The sequence below is a fragment of the Tenacibaculum sp. MAR_2009_124 genome (assembly GCF_900105455.1).
Lineage (GTDB): Bacteria > Bacteroidota > Bacteroidia > Flavobacteriales > Flavobacteriaceae > Polaribacter.
In genome coordinates, this window is sequence record NZ_FNSF01000001.1 from 865,680 (window position 1) to 890,533 (window position 24,854).

General features: G+C 30.6%; 29 protein-coding genes. 8 read left to right on the plus strand and 21 right to left on the minus strand.

The features are described from left to right. Positions 1–410: 410 nt before the first annotated feature. The 15 genes from BLW23_RS02915 to BLW23_RS02990 form a co-directional block, all read right to left on the minus strand. Positions 411–860, minus strand: a complete 450-nt coding sequence (locus tag BLW23_RS02915) for an SRPBCC family protein (protein WP_093667737.1) — start codon at positions 858–860, stop codon at positions 411–413. After that, complete coding sequence (locus tag BLW23_RS02920) at positions 853–1,182, minus strand: ArsR/SmtB family transcription factor (RefSeq protein WP_093667738.1); 330 nt, start codon at positions 1,180–1,182, stop codon at positions 853–855. Before BLW23_RS02920 ends, BLW23_RS02915 begins: the two co-directional genes overlap by 8 nt. Positions 1,183–1,450: 268 nt before the next feature. Then, entirely contained in the window at positions 1,451–1,648 is a 198-nt protein-coding gene (locus tag BLW23_RS02925; RefSeq protein WP_093667739.1) for a hypothetical protein, read from the minus strand. 676 nt (positions 1,649–2,324) lie between these two features. Next, positions 2,325–2,747, minus strand: a complete 423-nt coding sequence (locus BLW23_RS02935; RefSeq protein ID WP_093667740.1) for a hypothetical protein — start codon at positions 2,745–2,747, stop codon at positions 2,325–2,327. 69 nt (positions 2,748–2,816) lie between these two features. Further along, complete coding sequence (locus tag BLW23_RS02940) at positions 2,817–3,359, minus strand: nuclear transport factor 2 family protein (RefSeq protein WP_218134023.1); 543 nt, start codon at positions 3,357–3,359, stop codon at positions 2,817–2,819. A gap of 49 nt (positions 3,360–3,408) precedes the next feature. Further along, entirely contained in the window at positions 3,409–4,026 is a 618-nt protein-coding gene (locus BLW23_RS02945) for a luciferase domain-containing protein (RefSeq protein ID WP_093667741.1), read from the minus strand. Positions 4,027–4,049: 23 nt separating this feature from the next. Further along, positions 4,050–4,466 carry an ester cyclase gene (locus BLW23_RS02950; RefSeq protein WP_093667742.1) on the minus strand — a complete coding sequence of 139 codons (417 nt, stop codon included), beginning with the start codon at positions 4,464–4,466 and terminating at the stop codon, positions 4,050–4,052. A gap of 94 nt (positions 4,467–4,560) precedes the next feature. Continuing rightward, the gene (locus BLW23_RS02955; protein WP_093667743.1) at positions 4,561–5,439 is read right to left on the minus strand and encodes an AraC family transcriptional regulator; all 879 of its coding nucleotides are present in this window, start codon (positions 5,437–5,439) and stop codon (positions 4,561–4,563) included. 582 nt (positions 5,440–6,021) lie between these two features. After that, a complete protein-coding gene (locus tag BLW23_RS02960; RefSeq protein WP_093667744.1) occupies positions 6,022–6,426 on the minus strand; it encodes a DUF805 domain-containing protein in 405 nt (134 codons plus the stop codon). Between the two features lie 4 nt (positions 6,427–6,430). Continuing rightward, on the minus strand, positions 6,431–6,781 hold the full coding sequence (locus BLW23_RS02965) for a hypothetical protein (protein ID WP_093667745.1): 351 nt from the start codon (positions 6,779–6,781) through the stop codon (positions 6,431–6,433). A gap of 31 nt (positions 6,782–6,812) precedes the next feature. Then, a complete protein-coding gene (locus tag BLW23_RS02970; protein WP_093667746.1) occupies positions 6,813–8,147 on the minus strand; it encodes a DUF58 domain-containing protein in 1,335 nt (444 codons plus the stop codon). Positions 8,148–8,151: 4 nt separating this feature from the next. Next, entirely contained in the window at positions 8,152–9,150 is a 999-nt protein-coding gene (locus BLW23_RS02975) for an AAA family ATPase (RefSeq protein WP_093667747.1), read from the minus strand. Between the two features lie 2 nt (positions 9,151–9,152). Continuing rightward, the gene (locus BLW23_RS02980) at positions 9,153–10,364 is read right to left on the minus strand and encodes a hypothetical protein (RefSeq protein WP_410529740.1); all 1,212 of its coding nucleotides are present in this window, start codon (positions 10,362–10,364) and stop codon (positions 9,153–9,155) included. Further along, a complete protein-coding gene (locus BLW23_RS02985; protein ID WP_093667749.1) occupies positions 10,364–11,089 on the minus strand; it encodes a hypothetical protein in 726 nt (241 codons plus the stop codon). The genes BLW23_RS02980 and BLW23_RS02985 overlap by 1 nt, the downstream gene beginning before the upstream one ends. Continuing rightward, on the minus strand, positions 11,089–12,054 hold the full coding sequence (locus BLW23_RS02990; RefSeq protein WP_093667750.1) for a stage II sporulation protein M: 966 nt from the start codon (positions 12,052–12,054) through the stop codon (positions 11,089–11,091). The genes BLW23_RS02985 and BLW23_RS02990 overlap by 1 nt, the downstream gene beginning before the upstream one ends. A gap of 21 nt (positions 12,055–12,075) precedes the next feature. Between BLW23_RS02990 and BLW23_RS02995 the strand changes: the two genes are divergently transcribed. From BLW23_RS02995 to rplI, 5 genes are all read left to right on the plus strand, one after another. Beyond that, entirely contained in the window at positions 12,076–12,885 is an 810-nt protein-coding gene (locus BLW23_RS02995) for an RDD family protein (RefSeq protein ID WP_093667751.1), read from the plus strand. Between the two features lie 168 nt (positions 12,886–13,053). Then, positions 13,054–13,881 carry a prohibitin family protein gene (locus BLW23_RS03000; RefSeq protein WP_093667752.1) on the plus strand — a complete coding sequence of 276 codons (828 nt, stop codon included), beginning with the start codon at positions 13,054–13,056 and terminating at the stop codon, positions 13,879–13,881. Between the two features lie 179 nt (positions 13,882–14,060). Beyond that, positions 14,061–14,402 (plus strand): 30S ribosomal protein S6, encoded by a 342-nt coding sequence (rpsF, locus tag BLW23_RS03005; RefSeq protein WP_093667753.1) that lies wholly within the window; start codon positions 14,061–14,063, stop codon positions 14,400–14,402. A 3-nt stretch (positions 14,403–14,405) separates the two neighbouring features. Beyond that, a complete protein-coding gene (rpsR, locus tag BLW23_RS03010; RefSeq protein ID WP_093667754.1) occupies positions 14,406–14,702 on the plus strand; it encodes a 30S ribosomal protein S18 in 297 nt (98 codons plus the stop codon). 15 nt (positions 14,703–14,717) lie between these two features. Continuing rightward, positions 14,718–15,167, plus strand: a complete 450-nt coding sequence (gene rplI, locus BLW23_RS03015; protein ID WP_093667755.1) for a 50S ribosomal protein L9 — start codon at positions 14,718–14,720, stop codon at positions 15,165–15,167. Positions 15,168–15,385: 218 nt separating this feature from the next. On the opposite strand, the gene lysA is transcribed toward rplI, so the two are convergent. The 5 genes from lysA to BLW23_RS03040 all read right to left on the minus strand — a co-directional run bounded on the left by lysA (position 15,386) and on the right by BLW23_RS03040 (position 19,653). After that, complete coding sequence (lysA, locus tag BLW23_RS03020; protein WP_093667756.1) at positions 15,386–16,591, minus strand: diaminopimelate decarboxylase; 1,206 nt, start codon at positions 16,589–16,591, stop codon at positions 15,386–15,388. 155 nt (positions 16,592–16,746) lie between these two features. Continuing rightward, the gene (locus tag BLW23_RS03025; protein ID WP_093667757.1) at positions 16,747–17,478 is read right to left on the minus strand and encodes a head GIN domain-containing protein; all 732 of its coding nucleotides are present in this window, start codon (positions 17,476–17,478) and stop codon (positions 16,747–16,749) included. A 16-nt stretch (positions 17,479–17,494) separates the two neighbouring features. Next, positions 17,495–18,580, minus strand: coding sequence for a hypothetical protein (locus tag BLW23_RS03030; RefSeq protein WP_143032095.1), 1,086 nt, complete (start codon positions 18,578–18,580; stop codon positions 17,495–17,497). After that, positions 18,564–19,097, minus strand: a complete 534-nt coding sequence (locus tag BLW23_RS03035; protein WP_093667759.1) for a hypothetical protein — start codon at positions 19,095–19,097, stop codon at positions 18,564–18,566. The genes BLW23_RS03030 and BLW23_RS03035 overlap by 17 nt, the downstream gene beginning before the upstream one ends. After that, positions 19,087–19,653, minus strand: coding sequence for an RNA polymerase sigma factor (locus tag BLW23_RS03040; RefSeq protein ID WP_143032096.1), 567 nt, complete (start codon positions 19,651–19,653; stop codon positions 19,087–19,089). Before BLW23_RS03040 ends, BLW23_RS03035 begins: the two co-directional genes overlap by 11 nt. A gap of 173 nt (positions 19,654–19,826) precedes the next feature. On the opposite strand from BLW23_RS03040, the gene BLW23_RS03045 reads away from it, so the two are divergent. From BLW23_RS03045 to BLW23_RS03055, 3 genes are all read left to right on the plus strand, one after another. Further along, positions 19,827–20,684 (plus strand): hydroxymethylglutaryl-CoA lyase, encoded by an 858-nt coding sequence (locus tag BLW23_RS03045; RefSeq protein WP_093667760.1) that lies wholly within the window; start codon positions 19,827–19,829, stop codon positions 20,682–20,684. Positions 20,685–20,688: 4 nt separating this feature from the next. Continuing rightward, on the plus strand, positions 20,689–21,492 hold the full coding sequence (locus BLW23_RS03050; RefSeq protein ID WP_093667761.1) for a putative zinc-binding metallopeptidase: 804 nt from the start codon (positions 20,689–20,691) through the stop codon (positions 21,490–21,492). Between the two features lie 127 nt (positions 21,493–21,619). Then, a complete protein-coding gene (locus tag BLW23_RS03055) occupies positions 21,620–23,146 on the plus strand; it encodes a bifunctional metallophosphatase/5'-nucleotidase (RefSeq protein WP_093668437.1) in 1,527 nt (508 codons plus the stop codon). A gap of 644 nt (positions 23,147–23,790) precedes the next feature. Here the strand turns inward: BLW23_RS03055 and rfbB are convergent. After that, positions 23,791–24,840, minus strand: coding sequence for a dTDP-glucose 4,6-dehydratase (rfbB, locus tag BLW23_RS03060; protein ID WP_093667762.1), 1,050 nt, complete (start codon positions 24,838–24,840; stop codon positions 23,791–23,793). Positions 24,841–24,854: the final 14 nt, after the last annotated feature.

Below are 24,854 nucleotides of genomic sequence, written 5' to 3' on the forward strand. Positions count from 1 at the left end.
TTCAACATAAAGTAGGGGAGGCCTAAAAAGAGTCAAACCCTATAGCTAATAATCGTTTCTATGAATGTGGTTATACGATTTACAACTAAAAATTTCGTATATTTCTTGTTTGTTTTTCCTTTCTACTGCGTTAAAAAAATGAACTGTAGCCAAGGCTCTGCTTTATTTTTTCGTCTTGTTTAAATAAAATATAATTCAACTAATTTATACGAATTTTTTAATCATGAATCGTATTAAATAGAAGCTTAGAGATCATTTTTAAACATTGTACCGTATAATAGAAACCGAGTTTATTGTATTATTGAGAATGACTGGCCAATAAAACTTTATTTAATCCGGTATACGAAATCTTCTTTTAATTCTCTTTAAAATAGGGATTCCTGTTTCGTAGGATTCATTGTTATGTACTGTTATTTTAATTCGATAAGAAGTGCGTCGAGTCTGTCAAAAACAGATCCCCAACCATTTAAAATCCCCATTTTTTCTTGTTGTATTTTATATTCTTCAGTTGGATGTATCACATTAAACGTAAAGTTGGTTTTATTACCGTCTTTTTCGAATAAAGATTGTATTTCTACTCCTTCTGTCATTGGTTTAAAATTAGCTAAAGAGATAATTTTTATAAGTTTAACAATCTCGATGTATTCTCCATCTGCAATGAATTCAGTACCATTTGGCATAGGCATAGAATATTTCCACTTTCCACCAATATTAAAATCGTGTTCAATTATTTTAGTTTCCATTCCTTTCGGGCTCCACCATTTAGCAATATGTTCTGGCTGTGTCCAAGCTTCCCATACTAGTTCTATAGCTGCGTTAAATGTTCTATTTATCGTAATTGTTCGTTTTGATTTATCCATTGTCTTTATTTTTTGTTTTTAATTCCATTAAATATTTTTCGAAAGAGTCAATTTTATCTTCCCAAAGTTTTTGATATTGCTCAATCCACAAAAAAGCAGGTAATAAGTTTTTGGGCTGTATAATACAAAAGCGTTCTCGTCCTTTCTTTTGGATTTCAATTATTCCGCATTCACTTAATATTTTTAAATGTTTTGAAATGGCGGGTCTACTAATTTCAAATTTGTCAGCTACTTCATTTATAGTTAATGAATTGTTTGAAACTAATTCAATAATTTCTCTTCTAATAGGGTCCGCAATTGCTTGAAACACATCTCTTCTCATAAATTATGTAACTGATTGGTTATAAATATGATTATAATAATTAAATTATGCAATTATTAATTTAAAAAGGAGGTCGTTTTTTTGAAAAAGGTAAGGTTTCTAGAGTTTCATTTCTTTGGCGAAGTGTAGTCTTTTCTACATATGTTGTCCGAATGTCAATAAATTGCTATCTGGGTCAAGAATCGAGAATTCCTTTGTAACTTTTTTGTTGCGCATGGAGAATTTCGGATGTAGGGATAGCGTAAAGAGAATCGCCTAACCAAAAAAGCTATAATGAAAAACATTGCCAAATTATTTTGCTTTTTTTGTCAAAAACTAGAGTAATATCATTGTCTCCATATTTTTCAGTTTTTCCTTTCCAGTAAATCCAACTTTCCGATTTTACGCAATCAGCTCTATGAATAAAATAATCAATTCTAGGTGTTATTTTCTCTGAGTTCAATCCCTTTTTTACTCCAAATTTCATTTATAGTTTTTCATTGCTTAAAAAGGAGCTCTCGAAAGTCTTAATTTCATTTATATTTAGTACACTTGATGTTACGGCTGCATAAGCAAATCGTTGTAGCTTTTTCCAATTCTTTTTAAGTGTAGTTTCATAGATTTTCTGTTAGAAGTAAAAAAGAGAAAGATTAAAATCAGAATAGCGATAAACTCGGCAATATAATTGAATTGAGTAAAAGTTTCTAAAAAGCCTTCTGTCCAAATAAAAATGTAAAAAACTCCATACGTCAGCGGCAATTCCCATGGCTTGTCTTATAGATAAACTGGTAAATCAAAATAGGATAAAAAAGGTGTACAGGTAAATACAGTAGTCATCTATCGAATAGCAAATTCATCTCAAATATGGTATAGCATATTTAAGTTTTCTTCGCCGCTATTCAGAGCTGTTTTTAGCAACTGTATTAATGGTCATATAGCCAGACACTTAAAATCAACTACATTTTTTATTTTATTCTCTCTTATTAATTCAACTAAATGATATCCTTATTCTTTTAAAATAGCTAAGCAAGCTTTTTTAACATTTTTAGGCTAAGTGATTTGAATAAGCTTTTTACAGTATCTTTCATCATTTTAAATTTGTCATATTTAATATCTAAATAAACGCTTATAGTGGAGTTGATAATACTATATTGAGCATTCATTTACGTGAAATTTTGGTTAGCTTTTTTGCTTAATTTAATGAGTGTAGTCAAAGCAAGAACTTCTATTGCTACAATTACAATATGAATTCCTAAATCCGCTATTGGAGAAACAGGTGCATTTAATACTGGATATAAAGGATCAATTATAGTTTCTAGACCTTCTCGCATTATATTCATAATTAATACAATAATATACTGCTTCGGGTTTTGAGTAAACATTACAAATATCGACACCAGTGCCATTACTAATGTTCTTGCTCCCATTTCATACACTAAGTTTAACAAAGGAACTCCTTCTACCTGAACTCCTGTTTCTGCCATCATTTGGTGATTAAAAAAATACATAACTACCTGACCAAGCATAATTAAAATCAACACTGCTTGCATAATATTTATCCATAATGGAATTTTCACTTTGTTCATTTTTTTAATATTTAGATTGAAAAAAGAATATTATTGAAAGTCAAACAATAGTATTCCCTAACATTTCAATTATTTATGATACGCTTTTGAAACTTCAAAACTATCCTCAAACCAGTTCCATAGAATAATTTTACCATCTTTTATTTTTACTCTTAGTGCATAAGTAAATTCCTTAGTTTTCTTTCCTGAATGCTTTAGTTGTCCAATCATTTGCCCAAAATAAGCCGCCGTATTTCCTTTGGCAAATGAATCTGTAGGTTCCCATTTTTTAGTTATGAATCCTGCCTCAAATGCTGGGAGAAATTCTTCTAGAATTGTTTTTTTGCCTTTCCAAGGTCCCATCCAAGGTAAATTAGAATCGCCTGCATTTTGCCATATCATATCATCGTGCATTAACGACGCCATTTCTTCCATATCACCTTTACTCATAGCTGTCATAAAAGTGTTGGCTATATCTAGTGTCTTTTGTGACTCTACAGCCAATTTATCAGCTTCACTTCTTTCTATAGTTTTTGTTACTTGTTTTTCTGAATCATTATTATTCTTTTTTTCAGCATTACAGCTTACAAGAAATAGAACGATTCCAAAAATCGAGATTAGTTGTTTTTTCATACTATTAGTTTTTACAATTAAGACTATAATTCTTTTAAGTCAAGAATAACTAGTAATAATTAGTAGCTATTAGGTTTTGTCCAGTAACATAATTATACCCGTCAACGATAAGTTGAAATGTTACGCTAAGTTCATCAATAGATTGAGGTGTATATAGCATTACAAAACCATCCCATCCTGCAATTTGTTGTACCGCAAATGGATGAAAAATCCCCCAACATGCTGTTACTGTTTCATTAGCTCGAGATGGTTCTAAAAAGATGTGCAAGCTTCCATCATCATGTATATGACCAAATTCACGACCGCTTATAAGTGCATCTGGTACAGCTATTGTGATATCATCTGTTAACCACATGCCTCTCCATTCCCCAACGACTGATTGTCTATTCTCAATTCCAGGAAGAGAGTATACTCTTCTAAATAATTCTTCGTTAACTTCGGGAACAAATTGAACACCTATCTGATGATGTGGAACATTTGTAGTTGTTTCTGGACTTAAATCGCATCTAGGAGGTAACTCTTCTGATTCCATTCCTCCTTGCATTTCTTCTTCTGTATCAGGTACTTCAACAAAAATAGCATCCTGTGTTATTGGATCATCGTTACTGCAAGAAGATAAAAACAGTAAGACTAGAAAACCTGATAAAATTAAATTATTAAATTTCATGAAATTACTATTTAAAGATTAAATTATTTTAACTGTTTTAATGCTGTAATCCAATCTTCGATATGGTTTACTTTTACAATTTTTTCATTTTCGATAGTATGAATATCGATAGACATTGTTTGAAACGATTTAGAACCGTCTGTAGGTAGTCCGAAAAATTTTCCTTCTGGAGAATTTGGTGAACCAGTAACCTTACTTCTTACTATTACTTGGTTTTCCACTTCGATAACTTCAACAGGCTCCCATGTCAGGTCTGGAATCATTTGCCAAAATGACCCTAATTGACGAATTAGCTGTTCCTTATTTTTGTTATCGACTGTACCTTCAGAAATAAAATCCTCTGACAAAATTGAGTTTAATACTTCACTAGGATTAGTGTTAGCATTTACTGTAAGAGCGCCATGGTAAAATGGCAACACAATTGTTTTTAAGCCTTTCATGCCTCCAATATTTAAAGTTCATAGTACAAAGTTGTATATAAATACTTTACAAGTAAAGATGAAAGCTGGGAGATAAAAGGTAAATATCGAACCTTTAAATCCTTTTTATAGATAATAAGAACTCTTTTGGGGTAAATCCAGTATTTTTCTTGAAATATTTAGTGAAGTTAGTTGAGTCTTCGAAACCTAATTCATAGGCTAATTTGGTACTTTTTATAGAAGTGTTAATTAATTTTCTTTTTGCAATGAGAATTAAAAAATCATCAATTACATTTTTAGCAGTTTTATTAGACACCTCTTTACAAACTTCATTTAGATGTTTATAAGTGATAGCTAATTTATCTGCATAAAAGTTAGCATTCCTACTTTCTTTATAATTGATGTCTAAGAGCAAATTAAATTGTTTGAACAATGTAACTTTTAATGAATCTATGGCATTTTTGTTTTGACCTTCATTAATTCCCTCTGCCTTAGATAAAAGAACGGTAAGTAATGACTTTGTTACATTTATATTATTAAATGTATTCTTCGTTTGAAATTCTTTTAACAACAAATTGAAATAATTTATAACATCCGAATCTTCTGGCACTTCGACGACCGACCTTGAAAATTGAGAATTAAATAAATGAAGTAAATAATTATTAGGGAATTCTGAAAAGCAATTCAAAAAAAAGTTTTCAGTAAAAACCATACAATAGCCTTCTAAATTACTAGAAAAATCAAAAGCATGTACTTGATCTTTTGCCAAAAAAACAAGAGACTTTTCTTTTATAGGGTACCATTTGAAGTCTATATAGTGTCTTCCTCTTCCTTGGATAAAAAAGATAATATTATAAAACTTGAGTTGATGAGGAAGCTCAGAATTATGTTCCTTTATTTGTTTATTGGCAATTTTATTTATTGGGACAATTTCAAAATTAAAATTTTCCTTGGCGGCAGGTTGGAAGTTAATTTTAGGAATGTCTTTTTTCATATTACCTACAACGTGAGTCTGCGCACAAACTCCATTTTGTTTTCAAAATTAATTAATATTTGGGAATCTTAAGCTCTAAAGAGATTTAGATTAGATGTCTTTCTATTTTTAAAAATGTTAGTTCTATTAAAACATAGGTTAAATATACGTAAAACAGCTCCTATTTTAGCAAAAAGTAGAGTTTAGATTATGTAGCCTTCAATAATTCGTAAAAAACTAACATACAAAAATTATCATTTGCTATTTATCAGTAATATATACATATATTAAACGTATTATTTACTTTACCCATTCGATGTATAATGATGGATAACATTTGTGAAGAAAAAAGCTTCAGTGCAGTAGCTAACCAGAATTCATGTTGTGCATTGACCACTGGAGTAATTACCACTTAGTACAGGGCCATAATTTGGTTCGAAAGGAGATGGTTGTAATCACGAAACTGTTAAGGTCTTTAATTAATTTACACGAAATTGTTAGTCACAAAATGTATAAGATAGTGTTTTGATTGATTAATCGAAGTCAATAAAACAAAAAAGCCAGCGTTGAGCTGACTTTATATTTTTTATGAAGAATTTTAATTTATTCTTGACCTATTTGATTAATACCAGAATCATTTCCAATCCCTTTAGGATTGTCTCCCCATTTGTTTTTTCCTGGTTGGCTATCTTCTACTAATAAAATTAACATCCAAATGTTACCTATTATTGGAACGAATTTAATAAGAAACCACCAGCCGGATCTACCAGTATCATGTAGTCTTCTAACTACGGAAGCAAGGCTCGGAATTATAGTTAAAAGAACATACAACCCTGCAATACCAAAAGTCATATCGTCATCATCTAGGGATTCAGAAAAGAACAATCCGCAGCCTAAAATAGAAGCAATGATAAGAATATTGAATAAAGTGAACATCCAAAATTCTCTTCTTCTCCCTCTTGGTTGGAAGTTAAAGGTGTTTTTTAAGCAATATACATACCATTCCATATGCCTATTCTTGTCCTATTGTAGAAATTTCAACTCCAGTTTTTTCAAACTCTAAATCAAGACCTCCCGCTTTTTTTAATACAAAATTAAAAATCATTGTGCCTATGATACCAATGATAAAACCGAAAACAAAATAGATAATAGGAAAAAGGATTAACGCGAAAATTCCACCACCCATTATCATTGCTAAGGGACCTAGTTCACTCGATGCCCCTGCACCTAAAGCTCCGAATATACTTCCGAATAAGGTTATTACACCTATCATTACGAAGGCTATTAACGCCATTAAACTTGCGGTAATTAAAGCGTATTTTACTGGATCAATTTTTGTTAATTTTAATTTTAATTTGTTCATGATAATTTAGTATTCTTAGTTTAATTTTTGGTTAAAACAACCCTCGTGACTTTAGTTCTAAATATTTGTTAATAGTATTGCCTGTTAAATTTTCTGGTTTGGTAAGTACCGATTGTATTCCGTATTTCTTTAATTCATTAGCAATTTGTTTCTTTTCATACATAAATTTCTCAGCAATTATTTTATCATAAACATCTTCAACTGTTGTTGCTTTTTGTTTAATCAAAGTATTTAGCTCTGTATTTTCAAAAAACACGACTAATAAAAGATGATTTTTAGCAATGGCTCTTAAATAGGGAAGTTGCCTTTTAAGTGCATCTAAAGTTTCAAAATTTGTATATAAAATTAAAAGACTTCTGCTTGTAATTTTTCTCTTAATGGAAGCATAGAGCAAACTATAATCTGCTTCTAAAAAGTTGGTAGAAACATTATAAAGAGCTTCAGAAATTAAATTCATCTGAGAAGTTCGTTGTTCCGCTACTATTAAGTTTTCTATTTTCTTTGAAAAAGTTAGCATTCCTGCTTTGTCTTGTTTTCGAAGAATTATATTGCTAACTGCAAGTGTGGCGTTGATTGCATAATCAAGCAGAGAAAGGTTATTGAAATGCATTTGCATGGGCCTACCTTTATCTATAATGGAATATACGGGTTGCGATTTTTCTTCAATATATTGATTTACCATCAATTGATTTCTTTTCGCTGTGGCTTTCCAGTTTAATGTTCTTATATCATCTCCAGAAACGTACTCTTTAATTTGTTCAAACTCTAAAGAATGTCCAATACGTCGTATTTTTTTATTGCCATGAGCAGTTAAGTCATTAGAAACAGCTTTAAGGCTAAAATCATTTAACCTTAAAAAAGATGGATAACATTTTATTTTTTTTGCGGTTCCTAGTATGTACTTTTTCGTGGCCAGTTGAAGGGGAGAGCTAACATATACGTTAATATGTCCAAAATGATATTCACCTCGTTTAACAGGATGTAAATCATAATGTATAAGCTTTCTTTCTTTTGGTTTCAAAAGTTGATTAAAAGTGAAGTTTCGCTTCTGAAATTGAAAAGGAAGTTCCTCTATAACAATTGAATGTGTATTAAAACCATAATTATTTTTAAACTCCAAGGAAATCTTATTATCATCTCCGTTTGATAGCCGTTCAGGAAGTGATCTTTTCACTTCAAAGCCCTCTTTAATACTATATATCAATATGATATCAATAAATGTAATAATACTGATGGCAAATAATACTATTTTTGAAACGTTAAAGAGAATAGGAATGAAAAAGCCTAAAACGAAAACTACAGCAACGACAGTCAAACAATAAAAGAACCTGTTGTTAAGAAATAAAGAATGATAAAGCTTGCTCATTGACCTATCTTGGAATTTCTACTGATTCAATAATTTGTTCAATAATTTGCTTGCTTGTAAGTCCTTCCATTTCTCTTTCAGGAGTAACAATTACTCTATGTTGAAGTACTGGTATTGCCGCGTTTTTGATGTCTTCAGGGGTCACAAAATCCCTACCATTTATTCCAGCAAAAGCTTTAGAAGCCTTTAATATAGCAATGGTAGCTCTTGGAGATGCGCCTAAGAATAAAAACGAATTGTTACGAGTGTTTACAACAATATTGGAAATATACTTTAATAGATGAGCTTCCACTTTTACTCGTGTAAGGAGGTTTCTGAATTTTAAGATATTCTCACCAGAAATAACTGTTTCAATTTTATCAATTTTAGCGCCATTGATAAGTGCTTGCTCTCTGGTAACAATTTCTAGCTCTTCTTCATTAGTTGGGTATTCAACGTTTATTTTAAATAAGAAACGATCCAATTGAGCTTCTGGTAATCGATAAGTACCCTCTTGTTCAATCGGGTTTTGCGTAGCCAAAACTATAAAAGGTTGATCCATTTTATAAGTATCACCATCAATAGTAATTTGTTGCTCTTCCATTACCTCAAAAAGCGCTGCCTGAGTTTTTGCTGGGGCTCTATTGATTTCGTCGATAAGAATCATGTTTGAGAAGATAGGCCCTTTTTTAAACTCGAATTCTGAAGTTTTTACATTAAAGACAGAAGTTCCTAAAATATCTGACGGCATTAAATCTGGAGTAAACTGAATTCTACTAAAATCCACAGACATCGTTCTAGATAACAATTTTGCTGTAATTGTTTTTGCTACACCGGGCACACCTTCAATCAAGGCATGGCCATTGGAAAGAATAGCGACGACCAAAAGATCAATCATGTTTTTTTGACCTACAATAACCTTTCCTAATTGATTTTTTATGTTGAAAACACTTTCTTGTAGTTCAGATAGGTCAATTCTGTTTTCAAATTCTAAATTATTGTCGTTAATAGTATTGTCTTCCATAGTTAATGAGTTTCTAAAAAGTTTTCGATAAGTGTATTTAAACGCATTAGTTCATCTTGTGTACAGGTAGATTTTTTATCTAAAGCCACAATGGTATTGATTAAATAGCGTGTGGTACTGACTTTATTTCCAGACTTAGATGCGAGCTTTTCGATAAAACTACTGTTTAATTTTTGTGTATTTAACAAATATTTTACCCTCACTAATTCTAAAAAATAGGTGATTTTTTTATTGACTAGATTTTTATGATTATCTTCTTTCAGATAAAGATTTGCAATGGTGTGCGTAAAATCTACAGTAGAGTTTTTTAATTTATCGATAATAGGGATTGCTCTTTGCTTTCTTCTTGCATTAAAAGTAATAAAAAGAAGCAGTCCTAAAAAGGCAACGTACAACGACCATTTTAGTGATTCGTGCTGCCAAAAGAATTTGAGAATAGAATTATCTTCCTTTTCTTTGGTATTTTTTCTACGTTTTATCAATGGGTCCCAAAGAATTGTATTATCGGATAAAAATGAAAATACATGTTCGGTATATTCTTTTTGATTTTTTAACAAGTAATAATTCGTAAAAGTAATCGGTTGGGTATGAAGATAAACAGCTCCTTTTCCAAGATTTATTTTTATGAAATTAGGAAGCTCAGCACCATCAATATCTTGCGTACCCAGTACAATAGTGTTTTCCGAATTGAATTTAGAAAAATAATGACGCCTTATATTTCTATCGAAATCATATTCTCCCGGAGGAAATGCACCATCATTTAGATACAAATGGAGTTTTCCTTTTAATGTTTTTAATTCTTTTACACTATGAAGTTTATTATCGAGGTTATTAGTTTCAAAATTAAGAGCTTCTTTTAAATGAGATGAAAAAAAGTTTAGTGAGAAAAAAGCTTCGTTTCCTGCCTCTATAAATTCTAATAGTTTTGTTACGGATTCCTTATCAAGTTTATTAGAATTATGCTTTATAGAAATATAATTGGCGAAGTTTTCTTCATCTTGATAGTAAACATCATCGAAGTAATCGTATATGTTTTTCTTAAGATAAATTACTTCATTATCATTAAAAAACTCGGATGCTTCTTCATGAAAGATAAAGGTACCAAAAGGATCTTTTGAGTATTCTCTATAGTTTTCGTTCCAGTTTGTTTTTTCACAGCCTACAAAAAACAAGGTAAGTACATATAAAAATGATATCTTTTTCAAGTAGTTCACTATAGTTTTTTTATAAAAGTTGAATAGTTATTCTCGATATTTTCAAATTTAATGTCATCAACAGGAAACTCTCCATACCAAACGTAATCATAGATATATAGTAAATAAGAAAATTGTTTTCTTGTTTCAGCATTTTTTAACTCGAAAATATATTGTGAATTTGTTTTATCCTTATGATAGTCTATAAGATTTTTTTTACTCATGTTTTTTAACAATAACAAATAATAATACCTTGTTGCTAGTCTAAAATCACCATTGTTTTTAGCTCTTTTTAGAAGTCTTTCAAAATCATTTTCATGAATATCCTCTTCTTCATCTTCATAAATCAGTTTTTTATTTGTTGGTATTTTGGTCTTTTTAAATTTCCAAAGATCCTTATCGTTATAAACAAAGCTTTTTATTAAAATGAATACAACAAGAAGTGCAAGGAGGTAAGGAAAAATACTTGCTAAAAATGTAAAGAAATTAGCAAAAACTTTAGCTGTATTAGGATCTGATTTCTTTTTACTCTTTTCTTTTACAGGTTTTTCTTTTTCCTCGGTATAAATGAAATCTGTACCATTATATTTCTCATTAAGGTTCTCTTTAAAACTTCTATCTTCTTGCAGTTCCATGCTACTGGCATAATTCAAACTATCAGTTTTTTGTTGAATGAAAGTGTTTGAATTGGCATATTGAAGATAGCTAAAGAAAAATAACAAAGCAGTAAATACAGTTCTTTTCATTATCGAAGGTTATGTTTAGAAGCTACCTTATAAGGTAAGATGAGATAATAAAAAGATATAGAAAATAGGCATAGTAAAATTATAGCAAAACAAAAAACAGAAGGCATCTGGTTATAGTATCGCGTGACATAGCCTTCTAAAAAAGCGGCAATAAAAGTAAAAGGAATTGTGCTTAGGAATATGTAAAAAGCTTCTCTGAGCCCTTTTTTAAATGAAATCCACCGATTTAAAGACCCTGGGAATAATATACTGGCTCCAATGATATATCCAGCAGCAGCTTCAATAATCATGGCAAAAATCTCATAAGTTCCATGAATCCATATTCCTTTTATACTGTCAATGAATGTATTGTTTTGGTAAAAAAATGCCTGAAAAACAGCCACCATAATTCCATTATAAATAATATAATATCCTGTTCCAAGCCCTATAAATAAACCAGATAAAAACATATTGAGTCCCACTCGGAGGTTATTATCAAAAATACCAATAAAACTTCCCCAATTGCTACCGCCTTTATATATGGCTAAAGCATCGCCGCTTTCAATGTTTTCTAGAGTTTGATCTACATACGATTCACCGAGTATTTGACGAGCAAAGCTTTCATCATTAAAGGTAGATAGAAGACCAATAAAAAAACAAATGAAAAAGAAAACAAAGGATATATAAATATATTTTCGATGTTTATATAATAACAAGGGTATCGTCTCTAAAAAAAACTCTAATAATGTATTCTTGTCTTGTTTTTTAGTATGATATATTTTTTCATAACTTTTCTTTGCCAATTTATTTAAGTATAAAACTACCTTACTTTTAGGGTAAAACGATTGAGCATAAGACAAATCGTTCATAATTTTAACATGTAAATCAGCAATTTCGTCAGGGCTTTTTTCAGTTTTATTTGAAATTACTTCTTCAAATTCAAGCCATTTTTCTTTATTTTGCTTAATAAAAGCTACCTCTCTCATTGAGACAAATGTAAATAATGTATGAAAAGACTGCAAGTAAATACCACACAAAATGTAAAAATTGACTTCGAATTGGCAAATATTGGACATAGAATGCTAGCGTTTTTTGTGGATAATATTATAAAATTCGCATATGTTTATTTGGTTATACGGTATTTTAACTTCGGTGCCTTTAATAATGTGGTTGGAGACTCTTGGTCAATAAAAGCTTTAGATATACTAATGTTTTTGCCAATTACATTTTATTCCTTGTATTCTGAAATTTTATTGAATGGTCAAACAATAGGGAAGAAATTAGCCAAAATAAAGGTAATTAATGTTGACGGATTTAAGCCTTCGTTTATTGATTTTACCATGAGATGGTTTATGCGTATTGTTGATTTTAATTTTTTTATACTCGTTTTTATTTATGCATATTCACTTGGATTGGATAAATATTTGGTTTTGCTATGGTTAATCTTTTTTGGAGGGAAATTAGTGGGGTTTTTCAGCGTTTTAACAAGTAAAAATAATCAACGAGTAGGGGACCTTTCAGCCAATACGGTTGTTATTCATTTGAAAGACGAAGCCTCGTTTTCACACACAATAATTGAAGAACTGACGGAAGAGTATACTCCTAAGTATGTTAATGTGATAAAACTTTCAGATAATGATGCTCGAATTATTAAAGATACTTTCTATTCTGCACGAAAGTCTAAAGATTATAAGACTTTGATAAAGTTGAGAACGAAAATAGAGGAAGTTACGGGCATAAAATCTAAAGAAGATTCCGATATTCAATTTATTGATCGAGTTTTAAAAGATTATAACTTTTATACACAGAATATGTAGTTTAGGAACGAATTCAAAACTAGCATATTCAATACGTTCAAGTTGCTGAAATAATAGATAGAAAAAGTATTAGAGTTGTTGAATTTGAATAGGTTGAAGCAGATTGCGAATATTTAGGCTGTAATTAGTTTTTTTAGTCGTATTTTTGAGTAATTAAAAACTTTAATAATGGCAAGAAATCAAGTAGGGTTGAATATACCTAAAGGTTCTTTTTTAATACCAATAGCAATAGTTCTATTAATTTTTATCGTTAAATCTACCGAAACTATTGGTCCTGGTGAAGCTGGAGTTCTTTTTGAAAGATTTGGTGATGGAATTAATACTGAAAAAACATATGGAGAAGGATTTCATATCGTGGCTCCATGGAATGAAATGATTGTTCAAAAAGTACGTCAGCAGTCTATTTCAGATCAAATGAATGTATTATCTGTAAACGGGCTGGAGGTTCGTGTTGATGGAACGGTTTGGTTCCGACCTGATTATAAGAACTTAGGGAATCTTATAAAAAAGAAAGGAGAAAATTTCATTTCTGATATTTTAGATCCTGCAATTAACGCAGCGGCAAGAAGTGTGGTAGGAAGATATACTCCAGAACAATTGTATTCTAGTAAGAGAGATGTTATTGAACAAGAAATTTTGGAAGAGGCACAAGATGAACTAAAAGATCAATATATTGTTGTAGAAAGAATTTTAGTTGAAGATGTACAACTACCAAATACGATCCGTGACGCAATTGAAAGAAAGTTAAAGCAAGAGCAAGAATCGTTAGAATATCAATTTAGAATTGAAAAAGCACAGAAGGAAGCGGAAAGACAAAGGATAGAAGCAAAAGGTAAGGCAGATGCAAATAAAATTTTAAGTGCTTCCTTAACGGATAAAATCCTTCAAGATAAAGGAATAGAGGCAACGACTAAATTGGCGGATTCTCCTAATAGTAAAGTGGTTATTATCGGATCAGGAAAATCTGGAATGCCAATAATTTTAGGAAACCAATAGTTTAAGGTTGAAAATATGATTTTGAATATGAAGAGAGATGAGAATCTCTCTTTTACTTTTATATAGCCTAAATAACTAGGTTTATATAAAAATACTTGAAATAAAACTACGTATAATTAGAGATTGCTGCAATTTTTTGTATATTTGCAGGCTTAAAATTAAATTTTAAATAATTAAATATGAACCATTACGAAACTGTTTTCATTTTGAATCCCGTTTTATCTGAAGGTCAGATAAAGGAAACAGTGCAAAAATTTGAAGACTATTTGGCTTCAAAGAGCGCAGAAGTGATTCACAAAGAGAATTGGGGCTTAAAGAAATTAGCCTATCCAATTGAAAAGAAAAAAAGTGGATTTTACCACTTAATCGAGTTTAAAGCTGAAGGAGATGTAATTGCTCCGTTTGAATTAGAATTCAGACGTGACGATAGCATCATGCGTTATTTAACTGTAAAGTTAGATAAGCACGCTGGAGCTTGGGCTGAGAAGAGAAAAGAACGTGTTAAATCTGCTAAAAAATAACCTATGGCGTCTATTGATCAACAAGCAAAAGGAAATAAGCAAGGAGAGGTACGTTACTTAACTCCACTTGATATTGAAACTAAAAAAGAAGCTAAGTACTGTCGTTTTAAGAAAAACGGAATTAAGTATATCGATTATAAAGATGCTGACTTCTTAATGTATTTAGTAAACGCGCAAGGTAAAATTTTACCAAGACGTTTAACAGGAACATCATTAAAGTACCAACGTAAAGTTGCACAAGCTATTAAAAGAGCTCGTCATTTGGCATTAATGCCTTATGTTGGTGATATGTTAAAATAATAAAGAAGTAGAAACATGGAATTGATATTAAAACAAGACGTAGAAAACTTAGGTTTTAAAGACGATGTCGTAACTGTTAAGAATGGTTATGGTCGTAACTACCTTATACCTCAAGGATATGCTGTTTTAGCTACTTCTTCAGCTAAAAAAGTATTAGCAGAAAACTTAAAGCAACGTGCTTTTAAAGAAGCTAAAGTAATAGAAGACGCTAACAAATTAGCTGAAGCTGTTAAAGGATATGAAATCAAAATAGCTTCTAAAGTAGGTTCAGGTGATAAATTATTTGGATCTGTAAACAATGCTGATGTTGCTAAAGCTTTAGAAAAAGCTGGAACTGAGGTAGAGAAAAAGTTTATCAAAGTTACAGGAGGTAATGTAAAAAGATTAGGAAAATATAATGCAGCAGTTCGTTTACATAGAGCGGTAGTTGCTGACATCGTATTTGAAGTGGTTGCTGAAAAGTAATCAATCTTTATTTAAAATAAATAAAAACCGCTTATTAAGCGGTTTTTTTTGGTTAATATCGGGTGATTTTCCTGTAAAATATTCTATATTTAAGCTTGATATTGCACTTGTAAATAAATTTTAGGGGAGTTTATTTACACAATCAAATCAAATTACGCAATTACTTTTAAAAAAGTATGTAAAAAAACTCCAATTTCAATGAAATTGGAGTTTTTAATTTATATCGTAACTTGTTCTTGATTACGTAGAATATCTTCAAAGGTTTCACGCTTCCTTATCAAGTAATCTTTGCCTTTATGAATCATTACTTCTGCTGGCTTAAATCTAGAGTTGTAGTTTGAGGCCATAGAGTAACAGTAGGCACCTGCATTGTCGAAACATAAAATATCTTCCTCAGCTATTTCCGAAATCCTTCTGTTAGAACCAAAAGTATCTGTCTCACAAATATACCCTACAATACTGTAAAAACGCTCCCTTCCTTTAGGATTAGATATATTTTCAATATGATGGTAAGCATTATAAAACATCGGTCTGATTAAGTGATTTGATCCACTATCTACTCCAGCAAAAACGGTAGAAGTTGTTTGTTTAATCACGTTTACTTTCGCTAAGAACTTTCCAGATTCACTTACTAAAAACTTTCCTGGCTCGAACATTAATGTAATGTCTTTTCCGTAATTTTTACAGAATTCATTAAACCTTCGAGATAGTTTCTCTCCCAATTCTTCAATGTTGGTTGAAATATCATCTTTTTTATAAGGTACTTTAAATCCGCTTCCGAAATCAATAAAATCTATATTCTTGAATTGTCTCGCTACCTCGAATAGAATCTCCGTTGCACGTATAAAGGTGTCAATATCTAAAATATCGGATCCTGTATGCATGTGAATTCCATTAATGCGCATTCCCGTGTTTTCAACCACTCTTTTTATATGTGGAACCTGGTGAATGGAAATACCAAATTTAGAGTCAATATGTCCTACAGAAATTTTACTGTTTCCTCCAGCCATTACATGTGGATTTATACGAATACACACAGGAATTTTTGGATGCTTTTGACCAAAAAGTTCTAGGATAGATAAATTATCAATATTAATTTGTACTCCCAACTTAGCTACTTCTTCTATTTCTTGCAAGGAAACACCATTGGGTGTATAAATTATGTCTTTAGGTTCAAAACCAGCTAATAAACCAAGCTTAACTTCTTGAATAGAAACCGTGTCTAAACCACTTTTTAAAGAATTAAAAACCTTTAAAATATTTATGTTGGAAAGGGCTTTTGTAGCATAGTTAATCTTTACATTTTTAACCTTAGAAAAAGCTTTAGTGATTTTGTTATATTGATTAATTATAACATCTGTATCATAAACATATAAAGGGCAGCCATACGTATCTGCCATTCTTAATAATTCTTTTCTATTCATTATTATAAATTTAAAACGTCAAAATTAGAAAAGAGGAGGAGTTATGAAAATTAATTTAAAGAAATAAACACATCTATAATTTTTGTGTAAAAACATTATAAAAGCCCTGTGAATCTAGCTCACAAGGCTTTTTAAAAGTAATTGAAAATGTCAAATTAATTTTTGTCAACAACATCTCCCGATCCTGCAGAAGTTGTGTCAATATTGTTTGGTTTTCCTTTATAATATATGTTACCTGAACCAACCATAGCAGCCTTAATTTCGGAAGTAACATATACCGATACATCTCCTGATCCTGCAATACTTGCCTTTAAGTTGTTTGTTTTTAAATCGAAAGCTCTTACGTTTCCTGAACCACCAATAGAACATTTAAAGTTGTTCGTTTTACCGCTCAATTTAATAGTACCTGAACCACCTATAGATGTTTTAACATTACTGGTATTAACACGAGCCTTAATGTCACCTGAACCACCAATATTAAAGGCAACACTATTGTTATCAATTTCTTTTGTTACATTAATATCTCCTGATCCTCCTAAAGAAACTGCAGATAAACTATTAAAAGGAACTGTAACGATTAGCTTTTTGGTAATTCGAATATTCATATTATCCTTAAATCCAATTCTTAAGTCACCACCTTTTACCTCGGTTTCTAAATAGGGAATGATGTTTTCTTCACCTTCAATTTTTAAAGTACCTACTTTACCTTCAACTAACATAACGGTAAAAGAACCTCCAACACTAACTTCATTAAAGCGACTAATTTTTCTTTTTTTTGTTATTACGTTACCGTTTCCTTTAACTTTTTTAGTTCCCCACCAACCTTGAGATTGACTTGGTAATGTAACTCCTAACATGAATACTAATAATAGTGTAATTTTTTTCATTTTTATATAATTTTAGTTAATCGTTTAATTTTAATGTAACACCTCCGTAGCTAGACTTAATATTTATTGAAGAGTTTGAAGAATTGTTTCCAAATGCGCCTTCATAATATTTTTTACTAGATTTTTTTATGCTTTTGGTCATGTTAACTTTATCTGATGGATAATTGAAGCCAGCGTAACTTAAGCTTACATTGAATTTGAAGTTATTGTCAGCGTCTGTTCCAAGTTTTATTCCGGCATAGCTTCCTTCAATGTTAATTTCCTCAAATCCTTTTTTAATATTTTGAATTTTTACACTTCCATAATCGGTATCCACAGTTAAGTTCTTTCTGATCGTTCCAATTTTTACACCGGCATAATCGGAATTTCCAAGAATGTTTGCGGCATCTCTAATTACAACACTACCATAATCAGAATTGAAGTTTATAGATTCTACATTACCAACTTTCATAGTTGAATAATCTGAACTAACTTTTAATTTTTTTGATTTGTCTATTTTAAGAGTAGAGTAGTCGGCAGATATATTACCAGAATGCATGTAGTCTATTTCTGAAGAACCACAGTAATTGATTTCGATTATATTATCTGTATTGTGGAGTTTGCCTATTTCAATATTACCGTAATCACAGTTAATGTTTGATTTACCCTTTAATTCATCTAATTCGATATTCCCATATTTATTATGAAAATCAGCATTATTGGTAATAGGCATTTTTACTGTATAGTGAATTTTAAAAGAGGTATTGTTCTTTTTCCACCATGACCAACTTGATTTATTATTTTCAATAATGGTTTTTGCTTTTACCAAATCTTTACTTGACTGAAAGGCTACATCAATTCCATTTAATTTATCATTTACATTGCTTAAACTACCACCTTTTACGGTAATCTTCACATCTATTTCAATTCGGTTTTGATCCCAAGAAGTTACATTAACATTACCATATCGGTTATCAATAAATAAGGTAGCATTTTTATTTACAGAGAACTCTTTTCGTATGGTTTTACTTTTTTCATGTCGTTTTACTTCTGGTGTATTATTAGCGTAGCTCATTGCAGTAAAGAGAGCTAGTATAAGTGTTATCTTAAATAATTTCATCATAATTAATTTCAAATTTTGCGGGGTTCTTTTGATACTCAAGCTTCGATAGTAAGTTCTCTAATACCGTTAATCGCTGTTGATAGTTACCAATTAAACTTTTAATAATTAACCTTTTGTTGTGGTTTTTAGATAGTTCTTTGATAAAGGTTTGGTATTGCTCTTCCAACTCTTCAATTTCATCTAAGGCATTTTCAATTAAAGACTCCGTTTCAATGTTTCTGTGCCTTTCTATTTCCTTTATCTCTTGACGTATAGTTGTAACGAAAAAGCTTTCAGTTTCTGCCATATCAGGATCAAACTTAGCAATGCTAAATTCGGCTTCTCCGGGTTGCATTTTACCTAAATAAAAACCTAGGATTAATATAATTGAAGCTGCAGCTCCCATCCATTTCCATGAAAAACTCTTCTTCTCATTGGGTGCTTCTAATTTTCGTTCGAAACGATCAAGATGTCCTGAGTGTGGCTCATGAATATCAAAATCATTGTCATTAAAAAAAGATTGTAATTTATCTTCCATACAGACTACTTTTTGTGTTTGTAGCAAGTAATTCTTGCTTTAACTTCTTTTTTGCTCTTGAAACTGTAGTTCTCACATTTTCATTGGTATAATTTAAAATCTCCGAAATCTCTTCATAGTCATACCCTTCAATTAGATTTAAGGTTAGAATAACTCGGTAATTTTCTTTTAAACCTTCTATAGTTTTTAAAACCTGTTTTACATTTAAACCGCTATAATCGATGGTTTCTTCTTCTATTTCGTAATTCGGAATCACATCCATTTTTACTACGTCATATCTCGTGTTTTTTTTGAGTTGAGTTAAACTCTTATTAATTACTATTCGCTTTAACCATGCCCCAAAAGTAACTTCACCTTTGAAAGTATGTAGCTTTGAAAAAGCAGATAAAAATGCTTCCTGCATTAAGTCTTCTGCCTCGAATTCATCTTTTAAAATACGATAAGCACTATTGTACATTGCTTTGTAATACTGCTGATAAATTAACATCTGAGCATTACTATCATTATTTTTACAGCGTTCGATTAGTTGATTGATATGTGAATTTTGTTTTTCCAAAAAATTAAATTCTACTCTAACGACAATATTTTTTATAATATGTGACACTTTTGAAAAAAAAATGTCTAATAAATAGAAAACAGTCCTAAAGGAGGTACTAAAATAATTGATTTAACGAATAGGATAAAAGTAAAATAAACTTAAAATTTATTGAAATTATGTATATTTGAGCAATGAGTGATAGCGTAAAAATTATTGAATGTCCAAGAGATGCTATGCAAGGAATAAAAAGTCATTTTATTCCTACTGATTCTAAGATAAAATACATAAATTCTTTGTTAAAAGTTGGGTTTGATACCATAGATTTTGGTAGTTTTGTATCGCCTAAAGCAATACCGCAAATGCGTGATAGTGCGGAAGTTTTGGCAGGATTGGATTTGTCAAATACAAAAAGTAAACTTTTAGCCATAGTGGCTAACGTTAGAGGAGCCAACGATGCCTCAGTATTTGATCAAATTGATTATTTGGGATATCCGTTTTCAATATCTGAAAATTTTCAGATGAGAAATACACATAAGACAATAGAGCAGTCTATTGAAACGTTAAAAGAAATATTATCTATAGCAAATAGAACGAATAAAGAAGTTGTAGCCTATTTGTCTATGGGATTTGGAAATCCATACGGAGATCCTTGGAGTGTTGATATTGTTGGAGAATGGACAGAAAAGCTTTGTAAGTTAGGGGTAAATATACTATCTTTATCTGACACGATAGGTAGTTCAACTCCTGAGGTTATTGAGTATTTGTTTTCAAACTTGATTCCTAAATACCCAAATATTGAATTTGGAGCGCATTTACATACAACGCCTAATTCATGGTTTGAAAAGGTAGATAGTGCTTATAAGGCAGGATGTAGACGTTTTGATGGTGCTATAAAAGGTTATGGAGGTTGTCCAATGGCGAAAGATGATTTGACAGGAAATATGCCAACGGAAAAATTGTTATCATATTTTACATCAAATAATGTGAAAACTAATATTAAACCAATGAGTTTTGAAAGTGCTTATAATAAAGCATTAGAAGTTTTTTAAATTTATGAAGTTAATAATTGTTTCTTTTTTTGTTACATTTTCATTGTTCCATTATTCATCGGATGATGAAAAAATTGGTACATGGAGTATAAAAAATGGTAGGTTCATAAAAAATTATGCTAAAAATGATGACTTAGCGGCCCTCCATTGGAAAACATTCTATGATATATTCCCAAAACCGATTGTTAAAAAATATATCAAGAAACTTGTACTTATTTCTGATGGATTAGACGAAAAAACAGGGGCACTTGGAGCTTTGAATAAAAGAAATGATAAATGGCAATTAGTTTTAGACACTATTGATGTTAACTTTAGAACTAACGACAAAAGAAGATTGCGTGAGTCTGTGTATACACTGGTGCATGAGTTTGGTCATTTATTGACATTAAATAGCACTCAAATCAGACCTACTAGTAAAATACGCCAAGAAGAAGGAGAGCCTTACTTAACTATCGAGGGAGAAACCTATAAAAATAGTTACTTAAACAAGTTTGTTTCTTTGTTTTGGAAAGGTAAGCTTCTTGAAAAATGGGATGTTATAAAAGAGAGACACTGTTTTACAGAGGAGAGTTGTGTGGAGAAACTATTTGGACTTTACTACGAGAATTACTCTGAATTTGTTACGGATTATGCAGCCGAAAGTCCTGAAGAGGACATTGTTGAAAGTTGGGCATTTTTTGTATTAAAGAAGAAAATTAAAAATCCTAAAACAATTGCTCAGAAGAAAATAAACTTTTTTTACCAATTTCCTGAATTGGTTGAGTATAGAAAACAAATAAGGTATAATACTCGATTTTATTTACATTAGATTTAGTAATTTTGATTTCATTTTTGAATAAATAATAAGCCGGTTGAGTGAATATTGCTGTTTAAAACGTAGTTTTAAATTTTATTAAGTATTCGTTGAGACCTTATTAATGAGTGAAATTAAACGAATGAAATCAATTAAATTATTACTACTCCTAACATCCTTTGTGTTTTTAAATGGATGTTCCAATAAAAAACTTCAATCATCTAATACTCATGTTCCGTATGAGTTTAGCATTTTACAATTAAATGACGTTTATGAAATTTCTCCAATCCAAGGAGGGAAGTATGGCGGAATGGCTAGAGTAGAAACTGTTCATCAGGATTTACTGAGGAAAAATAAGAATGTGCTTTTGGTTCATGCGGGTGATTTTTTGAATCCTTCATTATTAGGGACAATCAAAGTAAATGGAGAGAGGGTTAGAGGAAAACAAATGGTAGAGGTTATGAACGCTATGAATTTTGATGTAACGGCTTTTGGAAACCATGAGTTTGATTTGAGCTATAAAGATTTACAAAAAAGAATTAACGAAAGTAGTTTCGATTGGATATCGTCAAATGTTCTCCATAAAATATCGGGTAAAAAAGAAAGGTTCTATAAGGAAACAATAGGAGTAAAAAAAGATTTAAAGGATACTTATATTAAGGAATTTACCTTTGGAGAAAATAAAACATTAAGAGTGGGATTTATTAGTGTTTGTATTCCATCGAACCCTAAAGATTATGTACATTATGGCAATATTTATGAAAATATAAAACGTTCATATAACGAGTTAAAGCCAAAGGTAGATATTGTATTAGGATTAACACATTTATCGATAGATCAAGATAAAAAGATTGCTGAAATGCTACCAGAGCTTCCTTTAATTATGGGGGGACATGAACATACTAATTCATATGACTACGTTGGAAATGTGGCTATTGCTAAAGCAGATGCTAACGCAAAAACTGTATATATACATAGATTCAAATATGATCCAAGCGCAAAAACGCTCACATTTAAATCCGAGTTGAAAGAGATAAATGATAAAATTACATCAAATGTTAAAGTGAGTACAATTATAAAAAAATGGCAAGATATTTTAAACATTAAGATCAAGGAAGTTGTAGATAATCCAGAGGAGGTGATATATATAGCAAGTGAGCCTTTAGATGCACGAGATACTCCTATTAGAAGTATACAAACTAATATGGGAGATATGATTACAAGATCTATGAGTTATGCGTATAATAATGAGGTGGATTGTGCTTTGGTTAACGGAGGCTCAGTAAGAATTGACGATGTATTAAGTGGTGATATTAACGCTATTGATATTTTTAGAGTTTTACCATATGGTGGGGCGGTTTTAAAAGTTAATTTAACAGGGGCTTTACTGGAAAAAGTTTTAGATTATGGGATGAGTTCAGCGGGTACTGGCGCATATTTACAAAGGTATAATGTAAATAAAGTAGGAGGTAAGTGGATGATTGGCGAAAATGAAATAAATAAAAGTAAGGAGTATTCGGTGGCTTTTTCTGATTATTTATTAAAAGGATTTGATATACCCTTTTTAAATGAGAAGAATAAAGAGGTTTTACATATTTATGAACCGCAAAAAAATGAAATAGCCTATGATATTCGAAGAGCGACTATAACGTATTTAAAGGAGTTGTAAATAAACAAGATGAAAGAGAGGGGAATTAGACTCTCTCTTAATTTAAAACTTACATTCTCTGACTATTTTTTGGCTTTATGTTTTTCATCTTAAATGAGTGTTTTGATGAAAGAGAAGTAAGATCTTAATTAGGTTATGAGTCTATACTCGGAACTTGTTATAGTACACCTTACTTCTTTTCTCTTTCTAAATTTAACTTTTAATTTATTATGCAAGTCTAAAGGAACTTGTTTCAGGTTCTAATCATAAATGTATGTGCTACAGAATGATGAGATTCCGAAATGAATTTTGAATGAAGTAAATTTTGTCATTATGACCAATAACGGACAATCATTTTTTTTTCATTAAACTCAAAGAAAGACTTAGATTTAACTAATAAAACCAACTAATTTTAATTACTGACACTTTACAATGAAATAAAATTTGTAGGATTCAGTGTAAACTCACTATGTAAAATACAAAGTGAATTTTGGTAAAAATCGAATTCATATCTTACAAAGTTTTAAATTTGAGCCGTTTTTAAGCCTTAATTCGTTTGAATCAATTCAATAAAAATCAAAAAATAGAATTTTACGCTAAGAACTCTTAAAAAGAAAAGCATGATTGCACCTTGTTTTTGGTTGTTAACTTTCTGTTTTGGTGCTTTACTTTTCGTACATTTCCGCATAATATTCTTGGTAGCTACCGCTGGTAATATTTTCTACCCAAGCTTTATTTTCTAAATACCATGTTACGGTTTTCTCTATACCTTCCTCAAATTGAAGAGAAGGCTTCCAACCTAATTCTGAATTTAACTTGCTCGAATCAATAGCATATCTATAATCATGACCTGCCCTGTCCTTTACATAAGTAATTAACTCATTAGAAGTTCCTTCGGATCTTCCCAAATGTTTATCTACTGTTTTTATAATAAGCTTAATCAAGTCGATATTTTTCCATTCATTAAAACCTCCAATATTATAGGTTTCTCCAATACGACCTTTATGAAAAATTACATCTATAGCCTTTGCATGATCTTCAACAAACAACCAATCACGTACATTATTACCTTCTCCGTAAACTGGAAGTTTTTTATTGTTACAGATATTATTAATAAATAACGGAATTAGTTTCTCTGGAAATTGGTGTGAACCATAGTTATTAGAACAATTTGAGATTGTTATAGGTAAACCGTATGTGTCATAAAAAGATCTGACAAAATGATCTGAAGACGCTTTCGATGCAGAATATGGCGAATGAGGATCATAAGAAGTTTTCTCTGTAAAATATCCTGAATCAGAAAGTGTTCCATAAACTTCATCTGTTGAAACATGATAAAATAATTTGTTTTTAAAGTCGTCTTTCCAAAATTCTTTTGCCGCTTGAAGTAAACTTAATGTTCCAATAATGTTTGTCTTAGCAAAAGAAAAAGGATCTAGTATCGATCTATCTACATGAGATTCAGCTGCAAGATGAATAACACCATCTATTTGATGTTTCTCAAAAATGGTTTTCATTAAATCAAGATTACAGATATCTTCTTTTATAAAAGTGTAATTATCATAATTTTGAATATCTTTTAAGTTCTCTAAATTTCCAGCATATGTTAGGAGATCAAGATTTATAATATTATAATTGGGATATGAGTTTAAAAATAAGCGAACTACATGAGATCCGATAAATCCGGCTCCACCTGTTATCAAAATGTTTTTCATATTTCTATTATTTT